The sequence below is a fragment of the Reichenbachiella sp. genome (genome assembly GCF_039969095.1).
Classification (GTDB): Bacteria; Bacteroidota; Bacteroidia; order Cytophagales; family Cyclobacteriaceae; genus Reichenbachiella.
Genome location: NZ_JBDVOL010000011.1, coordinates 76,451 through 100,575 on the forward strand (window position 1 = coordinate 76,451; position 24,125 = coordinate 100,575).

General features: G+C 36.8%; 18 protein-coding genes. 9 read left to right on the forward strand and 9 right to left on the reverse strand.

Going from position 1 to position 24,125, the window contains the following annotated elements; genetic code table 11:
* Window positions 1–98 precede the first annotated feature (98 nt).
* Window positions 99–560 (reverse strand): MarR family transcriptional regulator, encoded by a 462-nt coding sequence (locus ABJH98_RS08890; protein ID WP_348307310.1) that lies wholly within the window; start codon window positions 558–560, stop codon window positions 99–101.
* A gap of 315 nt (window positions 561–875) precedes the next feature.
* Here ABJH98_RS08890 and ABJH98_RS08895 point away from each other — a divergent pair, with 315 nt between their 5' ends.
* Window positions 876–1,034 (forward strand): hypothetical protein, encoded by a 159-nt coding sequence (locus ABJH98_RS08895; RefSeq protein ID WP_348307311.1) that lies wholly within the window; start codon window positions 876–878, stop codon window positions 1,032–1,034.
* A gap of 170 nt (window positions 1,035–1,204) precedes the next feature.
* On the opposite strand, the gene ABJH98_RS08900 is transcribed toward ABJH98_RS08895, so the two are convergent.
* On the reverse strand, window positions 1,205–3,970 hold the full coding sequence (locus ABJH98_RS08900) for a phosphoenolpyruvate carboxylase (RefSeq protein ID WP_348307312.1): 2,766 nt from the start codon (window positions 3,968–3,970) through the stop codon (window positions 1,205–1,207).
* Between the two features lie 243 nt (window positions 3,971–4,213).
* Between ABJH98_RS08900 and ABJH98_RS08905 the strand changes: the two genes are divergently transcribed.
* Window positions 4,214–4,573, forward strand: a complete 360-nt coding sequence (locus tag ABJH98_RS08905; protein WP_348307313.1) for a response regulator — start codon at window positions 4,214–4,216, stop codon at window positions 4,571–4,573.
* Window positions 4,574–4,598: 25 nt separating this feature from the next.
* On the opposite strand, the gene bglX is transcribed toward ABJH98_RS08905, so the two are convergent.
* Together bglX and ABJH98_RS08915 are read right to left on the reverse strand one after the other, a co-directional pair.
* Window positions 4,599–6,851: a beta-glucosidase BglX gene (gene bglX / locus ABJH98_RS08910; protein ID WP_348307314.1), complete on the reverse strand. Its 2,253-nt coding sequence runs from the start codon at window positions 6,849–6,851 to the stop codon at window positions 4,599–4,601.
* 117 nt (window positions 6,852–6,968) lie between these two features.
* Window positions 6,969–7,658 (reverse strand): head GIN domain-containing protein, encoded by a 690-nt coding sequence (locus ABJH98_RS08915; RefSeq protein ID WP_348307315.1) that lies wholly within the window; start codon window positions 7,656–7,658, stop codon window positions 6,969–6,971.
* Window positions 7,659–7,771: 113 nt separating this feature from the next.
* Between ABJH98_RS08915 and ABJH98_RS08920 the strand changes: the two genes are divergently transcribed.
* The gene (locus ABJH98_RS08920) at window positions 7,772–8,497 is read left to right on the forward strand and encodes a pseudouridine synthase (RefSeq protein ID WP_348307316.1); all 726 of its coding nucleotides are present in this window, start codon (window positions 7,772–7,774) and stop codon (window positions 8,495–8,497) included.
* Here ABJH98_RS08920 and ABJH98_RS08925 read toward each other — a convergent pair.
* Window positions 8,486–9,703 carry an NAD(P)/FAD-dependent oxidoreductase gene (locus ABJH98_RS08925; protein WP_348307317.1) on the reverse strand — a complete coding sequence of 406 codons (1,218 nt, stop codon included), beginning with the start codon at window positions 9,701–9,703 and terminating at the stop codon, window positions 8,486–8,488. The two genes, ABJH98_RS08920 and ABJH98_RS08925, sit on opposite strands and share 12 nt — an antisense overlap.
* Window positions 9,704–9,803: 100 nt before the next feature.
* Here ABJH98_RS08925 and ABJH98_RS08930 point away from each other — a divergent pair, with 100 nt between their 5' ends.
* The 4 genes from ABJH98_RS08930 (at window position 9,804) to ABJH98_RS08945 (ending at window position 17,049) form a co-directional block, all read left to right on the forward strand.
* Window positions 9,804–11,399: an ATP-binding cassette domain-containing protein gene (locus tag ABJH98_RS08930; RefSeq protein ID WP_348307318.1), complete on the forward strand. Its 1,596-nt coding sequence runs from the start codon at window positions 9,804–9,806 to the stop codon at window positions 11,397–11,399.
* 112 nt (window positions 11,400–11,511) lie between these two features.
* Window positions 11,512–13,749: a DUF5916 domain-containing protein gene (locus tag ABJH98_RS08935; protein WP_348307319.1), complete on the forward strand. Its 2,238-nt coding sequence runs from the start codon at window positions 11,512–11,514 to the stop codon at window positions 13,747–13,749.
* Window positions 13,750–13,964: 215 nt separating this feature from the next.
* Entirely contained in the window at window positions 13,965–15,941 is a 1,977-nt protein-coding gene (locus ABJH98_RS08940) for an OmpA family protein (RefSeq protein WP_348307320.1), read from the forward strand.
* A gap of 85 nt (window positions 15,942–16,026) precedes the next feature.
* Complete coding sequence (locus ABJH98_RS08945; RefSeq protein ID WP_348307321.1) at window positions 16,027–17,049, forward strand: DUF481 domain-containing protein; 1,023 nt, start codon at window positions 16,027–16,029, stop codon at window positions 17,047–17,049.
* Window positions 17,050–17,053: 4 nt separating this feature from the next.
* Here the strand turns inward: ABJH98_RS08945 and ABJH98_RS08950 are convergent, their stop codons facing one another.
* The gene (locus ABJH98_RS08950; protein WP_348307322.1) at window positions 17,054–17,749 is read right to left on the reverse strand and encodes a hypothetical protein; all 696 of its coding nucleotides are present in this window, start codon (window positions 17,747–17,749) and stop codon (window positions 17,054–17,056) included.
* Window positions 17,750–18,009: 260 nt separating this feature from the next.
* Between ABJH98_RS08950 and ABJH98_RS08955 the strand changes: the two genes are divergently transcribed.
* Window positions 18,010–18,867: a hypothetical protein gene (locus tag ABJH98_RS08955; RefSeq protein WP_348307323.1), complete on the forward strand. Its 858-nt coding sequence runs from the start codon at window positions 18,010–18,012 to the stop codon at window positions 18,865–18,867.
* 58 nt (window positions 18,868–18,925) lie between these two features.
* Window positions 18,926–19,759: a hypothetical protein gene (locus tag ABJH98_RS08960; protein WP_348307324.1), complete on the forward strand. Its 834-nt coding sequence runs from the start codon at window positions 18,926–18,928 to the stop codon at window positions 19,757–19,759.
* Between the two features lies 1 nt (window position 19,760).
* Here ABJH98_RS08960 and ABJH98_RS08965 read toward each other — a convergent pair whose 3' ends face one another.
* The 3 genes from ABJH98_RS08965 to ABJH98_RS08975 are packed head-to-tail and all read right to left on the reverse strand — an operon-like array spanning window position 19,761 to window position 24,072.
* Window positions 19,761–22,010 carry a tetratricopeptide repeat-containing sensor histidine kinase gene (locus ABJH98_RS08965; RefSeq protein WP_348307325.1) on the reverse strand — a complete coding sequence of 750 codons (2,250 nt, stop codon included), beginning with the start codon at window positions 22,008–22,010 and terminating at the stop codon, window positions 19,761–19,763.
* 37 nt (window positions 22,011–22,047) lie between these two features.
* The gene (locus ABJH98_RS08970) at window positions 22,048–22,221 is read right to left on the reverse strand and encodes a hypothetical protein (RefSeq protein ID WP_348307326.1); all 174 of its coding nucleotides are present in this window, start codon (window positions 22,219–22,221) and stop codon (window positions 22,048–22,050) included.
* Between the two features lie 42 nt (window positions 22,222–22,263).
* The gene (locus ABJH98_RS08975) at window positions 22,264–24,072 is read right to left on the reverse strand and encodes a tetratricopeptide repeat protein (RefSeq protein WP_348307327.1); all 1,809 of its coding nucleotides are present in this window, start codon (window positions 24,070–24,072) and stop codon (window positions 22,264–22,266) included.
* Between the last annotated feature and the right edge of the window lie 53 nt (window positions 24,073–24,125).

A 24,125-nucleotide genomic window follows, 5' to 3' on the forward strand; every position in this document is an offset into this window, starting at 1 on the left:
ATAAAGTCATAGATCACCCTGTTTGGATGACTATTACGACTACCAAATACTATGGTTTCAATATATTACGAATTTCGTAATATATATTTATGGAAATGTTATTTTGCAGTAGGCACGTAATTAACAAGATTAGTAGCTACACGCTCCATCAATTGTATAAGATTCTTTTGCTCATCTTCAGACAGACCCGCGAGCATAGCACTACCCATGTGGTGCAATGTACTTTGGAGCAAATTATAAGAATCCATGCCGTACTTACTAAGGCCAATTTTAATCGTGCGTCTATCTTCTTTTGAATGGTATCTTTTTAAATAACCTTTCTCAACCAATTTATCTATCACACCAGTAGTAGTACTTACAGGAATACCAAGATAGGTTGCGATATCCCGCATAATGACATCCTGATTTTTACCAATAAAAATCAAGACGGTAAAATCACGTTTACTGATATCTTTGGAAAGCTCGATACAGGTATTGTCTGCCTCCTGCATTTTCATCATTAGTGCTTCCAAGCAATTAGTAAACTTACAAATCTTATCATCAAACAATTCTTCTTTCATAATCACTTTTGACTCACCTTCAAAATTCCATAAACAAGTTACAAAGATAACAGAAATGAATGTTCAAATGATTCCATCGAGTTTAGTCAATCAAAGAATCTCATAAACATTCCGAAAAAAACTCGAAATAAATTCTTTCCTCAAAACTCTGTTTAAATCCATTTAATTGGACTTTATAGATTAATAAGAGAAATATTCACACATATTTTGTCTTCAATTGTACTTTTTCAACATTTTATTTTCATTATTCAATATGATTATTTACATTTGTTTTATAATAATTTATAGTTACCGAAATACTTAAACCAATTACCGATGTTACAGGCACTATTTTCTCGAACTAAAGAAACCAGCAGATCACTTAAATTGAAATTCAACAAGGAGGACAAATCTTGGGTTGTATTAAAAGGTCATAGCATCATGTTTATAGGTGGAGAAGATCAATGTAAGACCTACATCAACAATTTTTCCTAACAAAGACATAAAAAAAGGGATCTTTCGATCCCTCATAATATTTGCTTCAATTGTCTATTTTGAGTTGCTCACTAGCTCAAAATAGACTTCCCCTCTTCCCACCTATCCAATTGCCTGACTTAAGACACATTTAAATGAATGTGTTTTTTTATGCAAAAAACTTAAGGTGATTATCCAGTATTCCGCATGGCACTTGCAATTGCATTGATAGTCAACATCAACTCTCTTTGCAGTTCATCCACATTTTCACCACTAGCCTTTTTCCTTCTCCAATGTTTGAGCAAGTCAATTTGTTTTTCATGCAAATGAACCATCAATGGTGCTCTTAAATGGTTTGAATAATGATGATTGACTCTTCGCACTTCTATTTCTTCACCCAACAAGTCTAGCAATAACTCGCGTGTTAGCTGTAGTTCTGAAAGGAACAAGTCAAGGAATTCCTTTTTGACCTCATCGTCCTCCACTAACTGTGCATACGCCGTAATTATACTTTCATCTGTAGCTGCCAAGCTTGTGTCTACATTGGTCAAAACGTATCTGATAAAAGAATCCTTCTTGGTGGCCTTTTTGAATTTTTCATAATCTTCTGGATTCGAATCCTTAAGATTATTTAGCGAAGTACCTACCCCGTACCAGCTGGTCATATGATATCTTGCTTGACTCCACGAGAATACCCATGGAATAGCTCTTAAATCATCTAAAGAATTTGCCCCGGTTCTTTTGGCTGGCCTTGATCCTATTTTACTTGTTTCGATAGCATCAATTGGAGTTGCTTGTCTGAAAAATTGTATAAATCCTTTATGATGCGTCAAAGCTTCATAGTGCTCCTTGCTTCGTTTGGCTAAATGATCCAGAACATTAGCTAATGGATGATAGACTCGTTTGCTTTTTTCATCTAAAATTGTTTTGGACAAAGAATTCGCCACAAGCAATTCCAGATTGTATTCTGCATTTACTTTGTTTTCATACTTCTGAGCAATAGTTTCTCCCTGCTCGGTTAATCGCACATTCCCTTGTATGGCTTGATATGGAAGTGCTTTGATGAAATAATGAGTAGGTCCAGACCCTCTACTGATAGAGCCTCCTTTGCCATGAAAGAATGTAATCTTTACTCCATTCTTTTCACCAATCTCACTTAGTTTAAATTGTGCTTTATACAGATTCCACTGACTGGCAATGATCCCACCATCTTTGTTACTATCACTATAGCCGACCATTACTTGCTGGCGAAGGTTTTTATAATTTCTTACACTTCTAAAATGTTCAAGACTGCGTCGAGTAAAATCGTGATTCAAAAATCCTTCTAAAATTTCAGGTCCATTTTCCAGATCCTCTATCGTTTCCAATAGCGGAACAACCGGAATTTCACAGATCAAACCTTCAGAAACCTCTTTGGTCAATCCAGCCTCTCGTGCCAAAAGGTAAACGGCCAATAAATCAGACAAAGAACGGGTCATACTCACAATGAAAGAACCAATTCCTTCACCACCATATTTAGAAACATGTGATTCAACTACTCGATAGCAAGACAAAACCGCCTTTGCATTTTCTCCTATTTCAGCACTTTGATGTGTGAATGGTCGATTGGATTTTAACTCCTTATTCAAGAAATCCAATCTTTTTTCCTCATTCCATTCAGAGAAATTGGTCTCTTCAAATTGAGCTGCTTGTAAAAGCTGTTCAATGGCCTTATCATGAAAAGCACTATTTTGACGAATGTCCAATTTGGCTAAATGAAATCCAAATGTCTGTACATTTCGTATGGTAATATTTACATCATCAAATGCGATGGCTTTTGCACCAAAATCCAATAAGCTTTTCTTAAGCAAATCCAAATCCTCCAACATCTGATAGGCAAACCTATAGCTACCTGGTTGCTCAGATAGTTGAGTAGCATGCCCTCGCTGTGTATCTACCGGTAGTTTGGCTAAAATTAAATTAGTAAACTGCCTGAATACTTCGCCCTTATTTCTTTCCAACGCTTCTGTACCCAGGCTACCTAGCTCTTCTACTATTTCTTCTATTCTAATTTTTAGTTCTGGGCTGCATTCCTCGAGTTCACAGGCAAAACTCAATTGTTTAACTAAGGCAATGAGTTTTCTTCTAACCACCACAAATGCATTCAAACGAAGCATTTCAAGAGTTTCGGCTGTAACGGTATCTGTCACTAATGGGTGTCCATCTCTATCTCCTCCAACCCAGTTACCAAAACTGATCTTTGGGAAACTATGATGATCGAGTAAATTCTGCTTTGACAAACCACAGGCCTTCCATGCCTGAATCAATCTTCTATCAAGTACTGGGATCACCTCAGGGAAAACATTCACCAAATAGTGGATAATATTTCTTAGCTCAGAACTCAAGTCTGGCTTCTCCATATAAATCTCACCTGTCTTCCATAACCTGTACAATGTAAGTTTGACATTGTGACGAATGTTCATCAACTCTTTGTCAGAATACATCTTGTTTTCCAGACTGACGAGCAACAAATACAAATCTCTATGATGATCAAGTACAGTCGCACGCTTCGCTTCTGTAGGGTGAGCCGTAAGCACAGGTTCAATCTGCATTTGAGGCATTTTGTCCAGGATATCACGTTCTGTCACCCCAGCATCCAATAAATTTTTGATATTGTTGGCAAACAAGCCACTCACTGAAGAGAACTCCTGCTCATTTTCTACTGCACGACGATGCTGAACTGCACCATTGACCTCGGCCATATTGACCAACTGAAAAACAAGTGAGTACATCTGAATATGCTTATCAGACATCTGAACACCGTTTTCGAATGGATATTTATTGATAAAAGGAATTTCATTAGCGATAGCTTCTTCACCATTCTCTACTAATACCTCTTTCAAACACTCTAGTAAGAACTCAAAATCCTCGTAAGGTTTTCCAAGTCTTTCTTTTACTTCTGCTAATATTGAATTCATCCCAATTAAATTATGAATATTATATAAAATTGGGGTAATTGTTGTTAAATGTTATTGCAATTTAAAGAAATATTGCAAGAGCTCATAAAATAATTAGACTTTGTTAAAAATTAAACATATCAAGATTGTATTGAAAAAATTCAAGACGAAGAACTAATTTGTGAAAGTAAATTTCGAATAGTTAAATAAATTGGTTAAGATTGAATTGCGTTTTTAATTAACACTACACCACCAAAGTAATTCATGGAGAAATATAGATGCGTTGCGATAGATGATGACTTGGTCTATCTTGAAATTTTTAAAAAATTGGCTGAGAAAGTTGACTGCATCGACTTAGTCGGCACGTTTAGCAGCGCAATAGATGGAGCGGTAGGCGTATCTAAATTGAAACCTCAAATTTTATTTCTTGACATAGAAATGCCATATCTAGATGGCTACGAGACTATTTCGACTCTGGAAGAAAAACCAAAGATTGTAATCGTATCCTCTCACTTAGAGTATGAGACGGATGAATTGAAAATTGACGTCAAGAAATACGTCAGAAAGCCATTCGAAGGGCCCGAGCAATTGGAAGAGATTGTAAAAGAAGTGATGGAGGCTTAGTCCATCACTTTTAATCTTTATTTCCTTATTTAATCCAAAAATCTTTTTTCAGAGTAGTGTTTGCGTTGGCTCCAACAAAAACTGAGAATTGGCCTGGTTCTACCACCAGTTTGTTTTCTGCATTGTAATACTCCAAGTCTGATTTATCAATTGTCCATTCCACTTTGACCTTGTCCTTAGGTTTTAGAGCAACTCTTTTAAATTTTTTGAGCTCCTTTACAGGTCTGGTAATCGAGCCATAATGATCTCTTAAATATAATTGAGCTACTTCCACTCCTTCATTTTTACTCGAATTAGTGATTTCAAATGTCACTGTCAATTCGTCATGCTTGCCCAACGAATCACTGGATATATTCAGATCAGTATAAATGAATTTGGAATAGGACAAGCCAAAACCAAATGGATACAACGGTTCAAATCCGTCATCCAGATAATGGGACTCATTACCCAAGGAACTCTGCCACGCACCAATCGGAATATCATCAATACCGACAAAAGATTCTTGGCTGGCGGGTCTCCCGGTTTGCTTATGATTATAATAAATGGGTATCTGCCCCACTGATTTAGGCCAGGAAACAGGCAGCCTTCCTGAAGGATTGGCTTTGCCAGTCAATATGTCTGCAATAGCTGGCCCCGCCATTGTTCCTGGATGCCAAGCCATGAGTATGGCATCTACTTCTGATATGATATTCTCTAGTACAATAGGTCTTCCGGCTTGAATAACCAGTACAATAGGCTTTTTTGTTTTTTTCTTTAATTCTTTTAAAAGATCTTCTTGCACTCCTGGCAGATTAATATGTGCTCGACTATGTGCTTCACCGGATAAAATAGCTTCCTCTCCTCCGAAGAACAAAACAACATCACTTTGCTGAGCTGCCATGATGGCTTTATCAAAATTAGCCTTCGACCGATCCCTACTATAATCTAATCCTTGGGAAAAATTTATTTGACCATTACCGAAAATTTCATTGAGAGCAGTAAGCGACGTGACAGAATTTTCTTTGTCACCATCAAAAATCCAAGTTCCGAGCTGATCTAAAGGTGCCTCAGCCAATGGACCAATGACTGCAAATTTTTGAGTTGATTTTAAAGGCAATAAATCGTTCTCGTTTTTCAATAATACCATACTTTGAATGGCAGCATCTTGTGCTTTTCGCAAGTGATTTTCAGAAAGTATCAACTCTTCATTATCCACTCGATAAGGTTGATCGAATAATCCCATTCTGAATTTCACTCTAAGAATGGCACGTACCATTCGATTAAGCTGATTGATGTCTAGTTGCCCTTCGCTGATTAACTCTTGAAGGTAGTTTTCAAAAGATTGACTGGTCATCTCCATATCTACTCCAGCACGAGCCGCTTTGAAAGCTGCGTCTTTCTCATCCTTACAATAACCATGAGCAATCATTTCAGTCACTGAATTCCAATCACTCACCACAAACCCATCAAAACCCCATTCTTGTCTTAATACTTGGTCAAGCAAAAACTCACTCCCTGAAACAGGAATCCCATTCAGTTCATTAAAGCCAGACATAAAGGTCTGAACACCGGCTTCCACCGCTTTTTGAAAAGGAGGTAGATAAACATTTCTTAAAAGTGATTCATGAATAACAGCAGTATTATAATCTCGTCCTCCTTCTGCTGCACCATAGCCAACAAAGTGTTTAGCACATGCGACCATACTCGTGGGATCCGACAAATCCTCACTTTGAAAGCCTCGTACATAAGCGGCCGACAATGCAGAAGCTAAATATGGGTCTTCGCCGGGTGATTCTGCAATTCTTCCCCACCTAGGGTCTCGCGCAATATCCAACATAGGCGCAAAAGTCCATCTTACACCATAAGAACTCGCTTCTACTGCTGCTATTCGAGCGCCTTCTTCCACCAAAGTTGGATTCCATGTAGCTGCCTGTCCAAGCGGGATGGGAAATATGGTTTTGAATCCATGAATAACATCTCTTGCAAAAATCAATGGTATGCCATTTGGGCTTTCTTCAACAGCAATGCGCTGGAGTTCATCCACAAATTCCTTATTCATCACATTGATTAAGGAGCCAATTCTTCCTTCTCTCACAGCATTCTTAAGATCATCTGACAGTTTTCCTTTTACACGACTTGAGGTTCCTCGCTGAGCAGTTTGTCCAATTTTTTCAACCAATGTCATTTTAGACATTAACGAATCGATTTTTTTCTCCAAAGGGTCTTCAGCAACTGGCTGATTAGGTTCACAGCTAAACAAACCGAGGGTTACAACGAATGGTAAAACTAGTCTTCTCATAATTTCAATTTTCATCAAAGTTCCAAAAATCACGAACTAACCTACCATGAGATTTATAACATAAAAAGGGGGTAATTCTCTAGAACTACCCCCTTTCTTAATTACAATTAAAAATTTCTATCTTTTTTGTATTCTTCCTCCCAGATTACTATCCGCTAGTACTTTTTCTGGATCACCTTTGTAGTATAATGACCCACCAGTTCCGGCATCTACCTCCAGCCTATCTTTCACGGATACTCTACCTGATCCTCCAGAACTCATATCGGCTTTAATAGTACTGCACACTAAATCATATCCATCAAAGTTTCCTGCAGAACTAGCATCTAAATCCATCGAAGTACAGGTTCCTGACAGTTCGATACTTCCTGCGCTACTTACATCTACTTCCAAATCCGCAACTTCCAATTCTAGTTCCATAGTTCCTGCACTACTTGCGTTTACTTCAAATTCTTCAGCCTTTATTTTTGATTTAGAAAAGACAGATGCCGCTGAGTTTACAGAAATTTCATCAATGTTTTTGTAAGTCAACCTTATCACTACTTCACCTTTGTTGTTAGTATTGTTCTTTCCTCTTGAGTCTCTTTCAATATTCAATTCCGATCCTCTAATCTCTGTAATTACCTCATCCAGATCTACATTATCCACTTCCACGATGGCCTCATTTTTATCTCCTTGTGTGATAATGAGTTCAATTGCTTCTCCAACTTCTATTGAATTGAAAATCTCGAGATTCCTAGTTTCTTTATTTTGTGCTATTCCTAAAAGAGTACCCGATAGGAATGCCATAAGCATGATTATCTTTTTCATATTTTTGTACTTTGAGTTTAAAATTTATTCAAAGACTTCAATGATCAGGAAGGGTTGCATAAAATGGATTTTATATCCTGAAGCCTATTGTTTGTCTTTCCGTAATGAATCAAATGACAACTGAGATAGAAAAACAATCACAAGATTTAGAAATATTATTTCAGGATGAAAACTATGTGGCCATCAATAAGCCACATGGGCTATTGGTTCATCGTTCTAAAATTGCCACCAATACCGATCTATTCGCAGTTCAGCAATTGAGAAATCAACTGGGGCAACACGTGTATCCAGCACATCGACTGGATCGAAAAACAAGTGGAGTCCTACTATTTGCACTTAATAAATCCGCTTTATCTGCCATTCGAGAAATTTTCGAAAAGGAAGAAATGAAAAAGACCTATTGGGCAATCGTAAGAGGCTATACTGATGCAGATGGTTTGATCGATTATGCACTTACCAACGACAAGGGAAAATCTCAGGAAGCTCAAACAGCCTACACCACCTTAGATCGATCTGAAATTGAAGTTCCTCATGGCAAATTCACCACTTCCAGATACTCTTGGATAGAAGCCAAACCCAAAACAGGTCGAATGCATCAATTAAGGAAGCACTTTGCACATATTTTTCATCCTATCATTGGAGATCGGCCGCATGGCTGCAACAAACAAAACAAACTCTTCTTAGAAAAATGGAAAATGGGAACCATGCTATTGCACGCGGTCGAATTGGGCTTTGTACACCCATATACCGAGCAGCAAATTACAATAAAAGCTAATGCACAGGCAGAGTTTGTCCGAATGGTAAATACATTAGGGTTTGATAGAAATTTACTGAGCTAATTTTCCTGCGACAAAACCAGTAGACCAAGCGGCCTGAAAATTAAAACCTCCAGTAATACCATCAATATCCAAGACCTCACCCGCAAAAAACAACCCTGGCAATTTTCTGCTTTGCATGGTGCTAAAATCTACTTCTGACAAATCCACCCCACCACAAGTCACAAACTCTTCTTTGAAAGTGGTCTTACCTGCCACAGTGTACTCGTCATTAAGCAAAGTATTGATCAAACGATTTTTGTCTTTTTTCTTCACTTCTGCCCAAATCGTATGGCCATCCAATTCGATCCTATCAAACAAATACTCCCACAACCGATTGGGTACATCCAAAGCCTTTGCATTTGAGATTTTCTTTTTTGATTCTGTTTCTGCGATTTTCATTACCTGTTGCCTCAGTTCTTCTTCGTTCATTCCTCCAGTCCAGTTGACCTGAGCTTTGAAATTATAATTCATATCAAACAACTGACGAGCTCCCCAAGCTGAAAGCTTGAGAATGGCTGGCCCACTCAGTCCCCAATGTGTGACTAAGACTGGTCCATCTTGCACCATTTTTGTTCCTTGAATTTTTACCACTGCACTCGGCACAGCTAATCCCATTAAAGCCTTGAGTTTCTTTTCTTCTGGAATATTGAATGTAAATAAAGAAGGTACTGGCTCTACAATCGAATGACCTAACTTTCTAAGCCAATCATATCCAGCATTTTTTGGACTTCCTCCAGTACCTACAATTACAAAATCAAAATAATCAGATATATCATTATCAAAAGTCATATCGAATCCACCATTCGCATGAGGCTTCAATTCTACAATTCCTTTTTTGTTGAACAAAGATATCCCCGAGCGTTCCACTTCATTTCTCAAACAATCTATGATCGTTTGAGAGTCGTCCGTGATTGGAAACATACGTCCATCAGCTTCTGCTTTAATCTTCACTCCTCTGCTTTCAAACCATTCCAAGGTATCATTTCTATTGAAATAGTTAAAGGTCTTCTTAAGCTGTTTTTGTCCCCTTGGGTAATGACGCAAAAAATCCGATTGCGGCTCGCAAACATTAGTCACATTGCAGCGTCCACCTCCAGACACTTTCACTTTTGCTAGTGTTTTGGATGATTTTTCAAAAATCGAAACATTGGCCTCAGGATGATGTTCTTTACATGAAATAGCCGCAAAAAAACCTGCAGCCCCACCACCTATAACTGCTACTTTCATATTCAGAGCGTATCTATATTGGAATAAAGCCAATATTAGAACTAATTTTTCTTTTGCCCATTAAAAGCAATAACTTTGCGCCTTCAAAATTTCAGTAGATATGATTTCAGTAAACAATATTTCCTTACAATACGGCAAACGAATTCTCTTCGACGAAGTAAATATTAAATTCACTCAGGGCAATTGCTATGGTGTAATTGGTGCTAACGGAGCTGGTAAGTCAACGTTCCTGAAAATTTTATCTGGTGAGATAGCTGCTAATTCTGGACAAGTAGTTCTTGACCCAGGAAAAAGAATGGCTGTTCTCTCTCAAAATCACTTTGCCTTTGATGAAGAAACTGTGATCCACACTGTAATGCAAGGCCATACGGAGCTTTGGGCGATCATGCAGGAAAAGGATGCACTTTATGCCAAGCCTGACTTTTCAGAAGAAGACGGCATCAGAACATCCGAGCTCGAAGAAAAATTCGCAGAGATGGATGGTTGGAATGCGGAACCAGATGCAGCTGCGTTACTCAGTGGCTTGGGGATCGTAGAAGATGATCATTTCCGATTGATGAAAGATCTTAATGGTAGTTTAAAAGTAAGAGTACTTTTAGCTCAAGCTTTATTTGGAAACCCTGATGTACTAATACTGGATGAGCCAACCAACGATTTGGATATCAATACCATTTCATGGTTGGAAGACTTTTTGTTGGAGTTCAAAAACACCGTTATTGTAGTTTCTCACGATAGACACTTCTTGGATACAGTTTGTACACATACAGCTGATATCGATTTTAATGCAATCAATGTATTCACAGGTAACTACAGCTTCTGGTACGAGTCGAGTCAATTGGCCTTAAACCAAAGAAGTTCAGCAAATAAAAAGGCGGAAGAAAAGAAAAAAGAACTTCAAGATTTTATCGCAAGATTTAGTGCCAATGCAGCCAAATCCAAGCAAGCTACCTCTAGGAAAAAGCTTCTGGAAAAAATCAACATCGAAGACATCAAACCTTCTTCCCGAAGGTACCCTGCCATCATTTTCAATCAAAATAGAGAAGCAGGCGATCAAATATTGGAAGTAAAAGGACTCTCCAAATCAGTAGATGGCAAATCGCTTTTTAGCAATTTGGATTTCTTTGTAAATAAAGGGGATAAGATTGCCTTTTTAGCCAAAGATGGGATGGCGACCACTGCCCTTTTCAAAATTCTGAACGAGGAACTCAAAGCAGATAGTGGTGAGTACAAATTTGGTCAGACCATTACTAAAGCCTATCTACCCAATGAGAACGAAGAATATTTTAAAGAGAAAGTAAACCTCATTGATTGGTTGAGACAATACTCAGATGGTGAAAAGGACGAAGTATACATCAGAGGGTTTTTAGGCAAAATGCTATTCTCAGGTGAGGAAACTTTCAAAATGTGTAATGTCTTATCTGGAGGAGAAAAAGTACGTTGTATGGTCTCAAAAATGATGCTAGCCGGTGGAAATGTCTTGATCTTAGATGAACCAACCAATCACTTAGACCTTGAATCTATCCAAGCATTCAACAATGCGTTGAAAGACTTTCCAGGAACTGTATTATTCACTTCTCATGACCACGAATTTGTACAAACTGTAGCAGATAGAATCATTGAATTGAAGCCTGATGGTTATGTAGACAAATTGAGCACTTTCGATGAATACATGAGCAGTATTGATCAAGCAAATTAATTTTTATCATCATTTAAGTTGACTCAAACCTGCAATCTACCGTTTACCAAATTGTCGCAATAAAAACTATCAACTCAGGTTTTATTTGCACCATAGGAAGAAACGCAGAACATTGACCAAAAAATTACTACTTACTCTATTATTAGCGTCGACGGTCTATAGTGTTATAGGACAGGACTTAGTCTATCTAATTCAAAAAACATCTTCCCCAATCAGGGTCGATGGCATTTTGGATGAGCCTATTTGGAATGAACTCAAAGCAGCCGAAAATTTCAACCAATATTTTCCAAATGACAGCTCAGAAGCAGACTCTAAGACCGAAATAAGACTCACCTATGATGATCAATTCCTGTACTTTTCTGCCAAAATGTACAATCAGTCAGAGGATAGAGAATATGTAGTTTCGTCACTTCGGAGAGACTACGAAGGTGATCAGGTTGATGGGATTTCACTTCTATTCGATACTTTTCAGGATCAAACCAATGCTTTCCAATTTGGTGTCAACTCTTTTGGGGCTCAGCGGGAAGGATTGATTGGAGGGGGATTTGGCGGTACTTCATGGTCTTGGGACAATAAATGGTACGCCGAAGCAAAACAATACCCGGGCTTTTGGATAGCAGAAGGCGCCATTCCATTTAAATCTCTGAGGTTTAAAGAAGGTAAAGATCAATGGAATATTAATTTTTATCGTCAAGACAGTGAGTTTGGAGAACAATCCACCTGGAACAAAATCCCCAGAAACTACAGTATTACTTCCCTAGCTTTTACTGGGGTTTTACAATGGGATGAGCCACTTAAAAAACCTGGTTCCAACATCTCCATCATTCCCTATACTGCGGCTGAAGTCAGTAGAGATTATCAAAACTCTGAACAAAAAGAACCAGAGTCTAAAATTAATGTTGGTGGTGACGCCAAAATAGCCATTGGATCAGGGTTAAATTTAGATCTAACTGTTAATCCGGATTTCTCACAAGTAGAAGTGGATCAACAAGTAACCAATCTGGATCGATTCGAATTGTTTTTTCCAGAAAAGAGACAATTCTTTTTGGAGAACGCAGACCTGTTTGCCAATTTCGGACATCCTTATTATGCCAAAACATTCTTTTCGAGACGCATAGGAATAGTGAATGATACAGTGAATGGTGGCATTAGACCCCACAAAATACTCTACGGTGCCAGACTCAGTGGCAAGCTTGATAATAACTGGAGAGTTGGTCTATTGAATATGCAGACCGAATCGATAGAGGATATTAATTTACCTGGATTCAACTATTCTGTAGCCGCCATTCAGCGAAAAGTATTTGCCCGATCCAATGTCGGAGCCATATTCGTAAACAAACAGAGCTTTGATGATCCAAATGACAATCCTGCTTTTGATCCTGATCATTTTAATCGTGTTTTAGGGTTTGATTATAACCTTGCAACCGCTGACAACAAGTGGGTTGGAAAAGCGATGTATCAGCAATCTTGGGATAGCGATAGTCTGGATTCTGAAGAATTTGCGCATTCCTTATGGATAGCCTACCAGGGTAGGAAATGGCGTGTAGATTGGGCGCATACCATTGTTGGTGAGAATTTCAATGCTGAGGTTGGATTCGTGCCAAGAAACGGACTATTCAGAATTGAAAACATTTTGGCTCGTAATTTTTATCCAAAATCTGGAAAAGTGAATTTTCACCAAAGCCAGCTATACCTCGAAACGCTTTGGGGTGTTACAGAAACATCAGGGGAAACTGTAAAATCTGATCAAGTAATGTCTTTTGATGAATATCTACAGTTCCAAAACACATCACAACTTAATGTATCTATCGGGAAAAGATACACCTATCTCTTCGAATCTTTCGATCCGACCAATACAAATGGCGAAAAATTACCAGCAGGTAGTTCTTATGATTATTACTTTGTTTGGGCACAATACAGCTCAGATTTAAGGAAGATATTCTCCTACTCTATTGTTGGTCAGGCTGGAGAATATTTTAATGGTAAACGTTATCGCATTGGTGGCGAATTGGGATATCGAATTCAGCCTTTTGCTGCCTTCAATATTAATTTTAATTACAACAAGCTCAATATGCCTGATCCGTATAACAGTGCTGATCTAGTATTGATCGGGTCCAGGATAGATTTGACCATGACTAAGAAGCTATTCCTTACTTCTTTTCTACAGTACAATACTCAAGCTGAAAACTTCAATATCAACACCAGATTACAATGGCGATTCAAGCCAGTATCTGATTTGTTTATTGTCTATACTGACAACTATGCTACAATGGATCACAATCAAGAATTTGTCTTTCAAGAAAAGAATCGAGCACTGGTAATAAAGCTCACTTATTGGCTAAACTTGTAGCAAAAAGTAGATTTAACTCCTTTATTGTTAATTGTTAATAATCAGTTAGATATGAACTTTTCTTTGTGTTTTTCCTAATCTGATAGTGGATTCTCATAATATCTCACTAAGAAATTCTCCTAAATCATATATAGCATACCCCTAAATCGACTATTCTGTCCAAAATTCAATGAATTTCTTACTAGGTTTGTTTACTTGATAAGTGATTAACCGGTATGAAAAGGTATTTAATATTTGCAATGGCACTTTGCCTAAGTCAATTGCTACATGGCCAAGCAGTTGATAAAAAATTGAACAAAAAACAGCTCATTGAACAGGCTGATTACTATTTCTTCAAAGAAAATTTCACCAAAGCATTGGAGTTGTACAATCAACTCATGGAGAATTATCCAAAAAATCATTATATCCAATACCATTCTTTTGTAGCCTACCACCTCTCTTCTGGTCGAGCTAGCGACATGACAGCATTAAAAGAATATGAAGAAAATGAAGGTGTAACTGACAAATTCTACAACTATTGGCTTGGACGAATGCATTATAGCAGATATGATTTCGAACTTGCTGAGAAACATTTTCAAGCATTCTTGGATATGGATATTTATAGAACCGTTGAGATCAAGAAAGAATCGGCAGACTTACTCAAACAAGCGCAACGTGCAAAAGCATTTTACAACAATACAAACGAATTTGAAGTAGAGTCGCTGGCCGCCCCTATCAATTCAGAATATGCCGATTTATCTCCGGCATTCTATGCAGGACACAACGAATTACTATTAGTATCCTCTCGACCAGCTGGATTAGTTACAGACAAGTTTCAGATCTTTTATAGCCTTAAATCAGATGATCGATTTAGCGACCCAAGACTATTAAGAAACTTGGGAGTTTTTGACCAAAACAATGCAAAAATAGAAGTGGTTAATAATGATGGTCGCTTATTTATGTACAATCAAGAAAATGGTGGTAACTTATATTTTTCTGAACCACTTTCTTCTGGATGGAGTAATCCACAAGAATTTAATGCTCAGCTCCACGAACATTTAGTAGAATCTCACTTCTTTATCAATGACGATGAAAATGTTATCTATTTTGTCTCTAAAAACACCAGTGGTCAATTAGATATTTTTCAGTCTATCTACAACCCATCCATTGATAGTTGGTCATCACCATTGCCTATTGCCGGGGAAATCAATTCTGAGTTCAACGAAGACCACCCATTTTTATCGCATGACGGTAAGACACTATATTTCAGTTCTGATAGACCAGAGTCAATTGGAGGGTACGATATTTTCAAATCTGAAATAGACCCAATCACTGGCCTGTGGAGTAGCCCTACTAATGTTGGTTTTCCAATTAATACCATTGACGATGAAATCAACTTTCAATTGAATGAAGATAACATTTCAGGGTTTTTAAGTTCAAATCGATTGCATGGACAAGGAGATTTTGACATTTATTATTTTCACAAACAAGGTAAGGTTCTAGCCTCTGGAAAAGTCTATGATCAACTCACACACGAACCAGTTCCACAAGCTCAAGTGGTTTTTCACCCTGTCAAATATCAGGATGAATCATTCTCGACATCTACTGATAACTTTGGAAGTTATAGTAAGGAAATATTCACAGAAGAAAGATTCTTGGTAGAGATTTTTGTTAATAATCAAAAACTCCATTCCACCAAAATCAAATCTTCACATGACGAACATCACAAGTCATTTGAACTAGATTTCTACATTAAAATACCTGATCAATTTGATCAAGAGACCAACTACACAACACTTTATCGTGGTGAAAATACTTCAAAGCCAAAATATGATAAGTTGGAAATGATGGGCAGTAAATTCAGATCTGGTGAAAAAGCCATTTTGAACAATATCTATTTTGACCTTGAGTCCACATCACTTAAAAATGAATCTTTGCCGACTTTGAAGAAAATTCAAGCTGTCATGGAAGACAACCCCAATCTGATTGTTGAAATTGGTGGTCATACTTGCAACATCGGTACGCATGAAATCAACATGCAAATCTCTGAAGCTCGTGCAGAAAGTGTAAAGTCTTACCTCACCTCACAAGGTGTAGCCCCAAATAGACTAATAGCAAAAGGCTATGGAGAGGCTCAGCCATTGGCTTCTAATGACGATGAGGAAAATGGCAGGAGTCTAAATCGCCGAATAGAGCTAAGAGTTCTCCAATAGTTTCTTTCAAAAATTTGGATAAAAATTAATTTCATTTGTTCTGAATTGAGTGGTTACTAACTTCGCAGTGTAACGCATCTCCTTTATGACAAGAAGTCTCTTACTTGGTTTATTATTGCTTATTTCTTTTCTTTCAGTAGGCCAGAATCAAGATACAGTCTACTTGAAAAATGGACATGTACTTATTGGGGAAATTAAAATTCTGGAAAATGGTGTTCTTAAAGTTGAAACTGAATACAGTGAAAATGATTTCACCATTGAATGGGAAAAAGTAAAATCCCTAAAAACTCAAACCAATTTTGTAATCATTCTTTCTCAAAAGCATAGATTTAATGGTACTTTATCCCCTGACCCAAACAATGAAGAAAACATCATTTTATATCCAAAGGAAGGCTCCAAGATGTTTGCCAAGACGTTGGATGTTGTATACCTTAAGTCTTTTGAAGACAAATTCTGGGATCGTGTTTCAGCTAATGTAGATGCCGGTGTTTCGATAACAAAAGCCAGCGACACCAAACAACTCAGTATTTCAGGAAGTGTATCCTATTTGTATACACAACTACAATCTGATCTGTATATCAATACCCTATACAATGTAGTGCAGGATACAATAGTGACTGAGCGTGACAATTATGGCACCAATTGGAAGCTATTCTTTACTCGAAGTTGGTATGTACTTGGAGCAGCAGATTTTCTAAAAAGTGACGAACAAAATCTTGATTTAAGAACCACTATTCAAACAGGAATTGGAAGAAATATCCTTAGAAACTACAAAATGTATATGGTCACAGCTGTGGGTGTAGCACTCAACTCTGAACAGTATACTATCAATGATGGCAATTCAAGTCAAAGCATTGAATCTTTCGGAGAGATAGAATATAAAATATATGGACACAAAGACATTACTTTGACAACCAAGGTTCAGTTTTTCAACAACCTTACTGAGACTGAAAGAAGAAGGCTTAATTTCACATTTGATGTGAAATTTGATCTGCCGATGGATTTTTATATTGGTGGAAACCTAACTTATAACTACGATACCAAAATGAATACGGAAGGATCCAATACTGACTACGTCATTAAGAGTAGTTTAGGGTGGAAATTTTGATCCTCTACAAAGAAACTTTAGAAACATCCCGATCCACTTTTTTATAGTGAAATTCTGTATTTCTAAATAAACTAAAATTTAAGGATAAGTAAAAAACGTTGCTATCAATATCTTGATATGGCATCACCTCTACTCCGTTTACAACTTCAGAATATGATTTATTATGAAAGTTGGTCAAGTAGTATTTGAACTTTAGACTAATTCCTGAATAAAATTGAATCCCTGCAAACAAAGCATGATAGAGAGATGGAACTCTGTCGCTGAAGTATACATTGAACTTGTCCTCTTTCTTTTCATTCACAAAAGTTTTTTCCTTGTAATTGAAAGGAATTTCCAATTCATAACCACCAAATAACATCATGCCATTTGAATCTCCTACCTTCAATCCTATAGGAATTCCCATATTGTAAGTCCTGAATTTTTTCCTGATTTGAGCACTGTCTGGATCGTCCCATATAAAGCCAACATTTCTAACGGCAAAGCCCGAATAAATACCAAAGTTATCACTTAGGTCTTTATTTACATTGATTTGAAAATTGACTACAGGACTAAACCTGATGGCTCCATCATTGTCAGTTCCACCAAACGAAAATATCCATTCACCTCCTGTGGTCACATAGGTATCTCCTGATTGAGCATGGATAGTTTGAACTAAAAATAATATTGGAATAATGAGCAGGTGTTTTAAAGTGAATTTCATGAATTGATTCTTGTGATACAATAGCAAATATATGAACAACAATTCCAGATACTAATCACTAAACAATAATTTATATCGCTATAAATCGCTCCAAAACATTGTAAAACATAGGAATTTCCCCTACTCTTCATCCGTTTAAACCCGTAATTTTCAGGCTTTTATCTTCTTATACGTTGCTATCCTATATTATAATTGGGAACTTTGCGCCTGTAATAATGAGGGCGCCCATTTTGCTGCTCTTCAGGAAAACAACTTTCGCTATGAATTATTCTACCTTAATCAAACTTACACTATTTCTTTTATTGCAATCTTCCATTGGCTATGCACAAACCGAAAACTTCGAAAAAGCCCTCGAGGCCATCGATGCCAATCGTTACCACGAAGCCATGTTGTGTTTTACGAAAGTGGTAGAAGATGAAAAGTATGAAGTATCCGGCAAAGATTTGTCTACCGCCTACGCATACTTAGCCATGATGCGAACTGCATATCTTAAAAAAGACTTGATAGATAGTGATTTCAACAATATTGTTAACAAACAAGGTCACATTAAATCTACGATACTCGAAATGGTTCGAGCAATCGAATTCCAGAGTAGCGGTACGAAAACCATGGTTGCCGACACCAAAAAAACATTAATTGAGATCTCAACAAGCGCGCTTCAAACCATTGGAGATTCTCTAATTACCTACGATGAAGATGAATCTAATCCCACAGCCACATATTTGGCGAATTTTGCTATTGGTCAATTTGGTGAACTAGAAAACATTGCAGTAGACAACTGGCAAATACACGACATATTGGGACTTGCTCATTATCACTTAGGGGAGAAAGAAAAAGCCATGGATGAATTTGACAAAGGCAGAGATCAGTTTTTTGCTTCAGGAGATCAACCTATGAGTCATTTGCACTTAAAAAACTACATATTAAGTGGCAGTTACTACTTCAAAGAAAAAAACGATACCAAAGAAGCTTACAAAATTTCGAAAGCAGGAAGCACCTATACATCAGCTATTATAAATGGATTGGGTGATGATCAAATGAATGAAATTCTTCGTTTAAATAAAATAGAAAATCGTTTCAGACAATACATTTCACAAATTGATGAATCTGGTAAATAACCAGAAACCAACCGTAACACAATATTTATTTTCGTTATACAATCCGAATCCCTAAAGAATGAGAATTCTCACTAAACTGCACTATTTTATCCTACTTTTTGGCTTATTATACTCCAAGTCTCTCCTAGCTCAGGATCAATATTATGAGAATGGCATGGCAGCTTATGAAAAAAAGGATTACGAAACTGCTCTTCTAAGCTTCACGCAAGCTTTGGATAATAAATACCTAATGAAAGGTAAGGACGTTCCTCGTGCTTATAATTATAGAGCTAAAACAGTTGCAGAATATTTTAGTGTAATGCTCAGCAACAACAATTCAGAATTTATCTCTAATAACCCTAACATATTGGTTAATGCCTTTGAAGATTTAGATCAAGCCATCCGATTTGATGACGGGAAATGCCAAGATTTGATAGCTGATACCAAAGGGGATTTACTAAATGTAACGTTCCAATTTGGTAAAACGATAGCTGATTCTTTAAGGATAGATCGAGGATCTAACGATCCAAAAACAGATAGTCTTGTGATTCTTGTAATCGATGAATTACTTATCCTTAAAGAACTCATAGGAGAATCATACGAAATCAACGACCTACTAGGACTTTTACAATACAAACAAGGAAACATAGAAGTTGCTACCAACTATTTTAAGGAATCTGAAAAGCTGTATCAACAAAATCCGCCAGCTTCAGCCGACTATAATCATGTCTACAATTACTACTATAGCGGATTGATTAACTACGCCAAATTACACGATTTTGATCAGGCTTTAGTAGATGTGAAAAAAGCCCGCAAATTCATCAGTGATAATTTTGATGGAAACGAAGAGGCATCAACCCTAGATGCAAAACTGGAAGCATTGGAATTTCAAATCAAGCTATTGAAGGAATAACTTAAACCACTTCTTGCTCTACTGCGGTTTTAAACCTAATGATAAAACTGGTTCCTTTCCCCACTTCACTTTCACATCTTATTTCTGCATCCATTGCATCTACAAACTTTTTAACGATTGAAAGTCCTAGACCTGTTGATTGTTCATTGTCTGTAGGTTTGGCACTCAATTTTTGAAATTTGGTAAACAGTCTCTTCTGATCTTCTTCGCTGATCCCAGGTCCCTCATCTCTGATGATCATAGTTTCATTTCCCTCCTCTTGAAAAACATTCAAAAATATATTTTTACCTGATTCTGAAAACTTAATTGCATTTGAAACCAAGTTTTCTATTACCTGTAGCAAGTAATTGTAATCGGCAAATATGAAGTGTTTCTCTGTTTCTATATTGCAATGAATTTTTATTGATTTTTTACTCGCCAATAGTTCGAAATTCCCACCTACAAAATTCATCGATTGACCTAAATCTACCTTCTTCAAATTGAGATTCACCTTCATGTCCTCGACTACACTGACATCTAACACTCTATCAATCATATCACGCATACGCTCCATGGTATCATCTACCAAATGGAAATAATGACTCTGCTCAGGCGAAAGGCTTGCATTTTCCATTTTCACCAGAGACATCAATCCCTTGATATTATTGAGTGGACTTCGAAGGTCATGAGCGACCACTCCCATCAATGTGTTTTTCTCCTCATTCAGCGCAGTCAATTTCTTGTTATGATTTTGCACCAAATAGTATGAACGCCCTAACGTAGCGGCAAGCAATAGTGTCAGTACCAGTACAACCAATATGCTATTTTGATAAGATTCTTTTTGCCGAAGTTGTTCATTGAGTCTCATTTCATCAGCCATTTGCTGGTATTCCAGTGACTCCACCTCTCTTCTAAAATCAAATTCAGCGGTCATTCTCGCAATTTTTTCTGTGGACTGAGAATTGAACAAAGAATCTTTCAAACTACTATAAAGCTGATGGTATTTCAATGCACTTTTATGATCACCGATCGTATTGTAAAAAATGTATAGCTCTTTAGTAGTCTCTTGCATTTCTGACAAATAACCAGCCTTTTCACCTAGTTTAAGTGATTTGTTTAACAGTGCGACCCCTTCTGTAGATTTTCTTAGCTTCAGAGCCAAAAGTCCCATATTTCGAAGAATGCTAGTCTGACTACCAGTCATTTCGCATTTATTTGCCCAGTTCATAGCTTTGCTATAATAGTACTTTGCTGAGTCGTATTTTTTTTGCCAAGTCATGACCTCGCCCAACCCCTCAAAAGAATAAGCTAAATCACAATTCAAACCTTCATTCATCTGAATTTCATGTGCCTTTCTTATAAGTTTCAAAGCACCTAGCGTATCTCCCTCTTCTGTATAAAGAATAGATAGGTTATTAAGAATCATGGCTTCATCTTGCTTGTAATTTGCTGCTCTTGCCATTTCCATACCTTGAGCAAAGTAATTCTTGGCTTCTTCATTTTTTCCTATCTCATGATAAATAGTACCGAGATTATTAGCCAAAATCATTTTCGCATCTTTATCGTCTTTGTTTTCTATGATTTCATAAGCTTTCAAATAATATCCTAACGCCTCTGGATAGAGTCCCATTTCATCATATACTATAGCTAAACTATTGTATGAAATCCAAGCACTATCTGCTCGTTCTGGAGCATTATAATACTCGTGAGCTATTTTCAGATGTTTTAATGCGCCTACGTTGTCTCCTTTTGTATTTAACAAATCCCCTAAATGCAGTCTATAATACGCTGAACTAGCATCGTCACCGATTGAATCTGAGAGTAGAATGGCCAAATGGTAACGACTGCGTGCGGAATCAAACAAATGTATTTGTTCGAATGCAATGGCCTGATAGTATAGGTTTTTAGCACTGTGCGTTGTGATTTCTAAACTATCAAAAATATCCTTTGATTGGGCAAGATAAATCAATGCTGAATCTGTTTGCTGTTCATTCACATAACTTCTTCCCAAACTTTGATATGCTTTTCCTTTTAGGAATAAGTCATCATTTTCATGAAGTTGATTGAAGGCAGATTGAGCATATTCAAGGGACACATCAGACTCATCAGCCACCAGAGATAGTTTTAGAAATATCTCTATTTTGCTTTCTCTGTCAACAGTATTGTTAAGTTCAAGTAGCAAACTATCTAGCTTTGGTTGGCTAAATCCTAAGAAATTACATAGCACAAAAAAAAGCACAAAAACTCTATGAAGCTGGTTCTCTTTTGTCATTTACTCAATATTGAATGATGGCTAAAAAGGGAAGAATCTATTTTTCATCCTTCTTCTTGCCTCTACTTTTGGTCCACTCAAGCGCTCCTTCATCAAATTCTTCAGCTACATTTCTGTCTAGCCCGCCAATTTTCGTAGGATCTACATTGGTGATTTCATTGTCATCCAAATTTTCCAGTGGATTTTCTATCTTATCTACTTTTTTACTCATAGTAATAGTATTTATCCAAATTGTTCATCAAGTATTTTCATATCAAATACCCAGATACTCCTTTTTCATATTGTCAAGGATAGGAAGTAAGATAACAAATTTAGTTCCCTTATTCACCTCACTGACAAGACTTACTTCCCCTTCTAATTTTTCAACTGCAGACTTCAAAATAAACATTCCCAAACCAGATCCTTGAACGTCGTCATTCGCCCTGTAAAACATATCAAAAACTTTTTCTTGATACTTTACATCTATACCTATCCCATTGTCTTCTACAATGACGCACATATAATCTTCAGCAGTTTGCTTAACAAATATTTTCACAAACGGATCATCTATATTTTGACGAGAATATTTAATACTATTTTCTATCAGGTTTTGAATGATCGTATTCATTAAGCTCCGGTCAGACTGAATTTTCAATTCATTATCGATCTCAATTTCAAAATTGATTTTTTCAAATCCAGGTATATAACTAAATGACTCAATACAGTCTGCTACCATTTCATCAAAATCAATCATAGTCTTGGATAACTGCCAATCTTTCACTTTTGACAATTCCAAAAGGTCTATTATCGTCTGATTAATTCGTGTTATCCGATGGTGGTATAGTTCAAAATATTTTAAAGCTACTTCATCTTCTATTTCAGATTTAACAACGTCATACAATCCCATCAACGAAGATATTGGTCCTCTAAGATCATGTGACACTCTAGATGAAAACTTATCTAGTTCCTCATTCTTTTTTTCTACAATTAGGTTATTTTCTCTTTGAATTCGAGCCTCAGATTCAAGTGACTCCATTTTCCACATGGACTCCAGACTTTTAATTTTACTTGTTGTCTCAGAATTGATTACCTCTTCTTTGTAATCATGGTATTTGATGTGATACGACAAGGCTTCAGATTCATTTTCTTCAGCCATTGCAATATTAAAAAGTTCAAAATAAGCTTTGTAAACAATCTGCTTATTATCAATTTCTCGACCTAATTCGATGGCTTGGTTTAAGTATTTTTTAGCTTCAGCTTTTCTGTTTGTGGTCATACAAACCTGTCCCAACTTTGTCAAACACATAGCTGCGCCCATTTTCTCACCAACTTCATTATGAATTTTCAAACTTCTTAAAAATAATTCAATGGCTTCTTTGTGTTCTTTAAGATGTAAATGAATCTTCCCTTTACCATACCATGAAAATGCCAACCCACGCTTGTCGCCTGTCTCCTTTTTTAAGCTAATACTTGTATTTATTGATTCCAGCGCATTTTTATAATCACCTTCTTTTAAATATAGGCCAGAAAGCGGATTGCAAGCATTAGATTCTCCATTTTTATCATTTATCAAATGGCTAAGTTCCCTGCATTTTACATAAGTTTCTTTAGCCTTTGCATATTCATTAAAAGCTTCATAAATGAACCCAATAGCTTTTAGGGATTTGGACTGACCTAATTTATCATCAATTTCTTCTTGCAATCTTAAGCATTCATATAAATGCTCTAAACCTTTATGATACTGCGTGGATTTATATTCGATGCTACTAATGTTATAAAGTGCATCTGCCATTCCTTGCTTATTACCTTGTTCAGTAAATGCTGCAAGCGACTCTTCTGAGTATTCGAGTGCTGCTACATGATCTCCCATAATCATATAAAATAACCCCAACTGACAAGCACATTGCGCTAAACCTTCAGCATAATCTAAAGCTTCACATTTTGCTTGAGCCTGCATAGTTAAATCCACAGAATCTCTGACACTACTTACTCTAGAGTCCATAGCATACTTGAGTGTAGATTCCACACTTTTTATTTGAGCCTTATAATCTGGGGATGGCTCCTTTTGGATGTTGGGTTGCATTATTTTATAATTTTGAAGATAATCTTCAATTTGTTATAATAAAATAATACAGA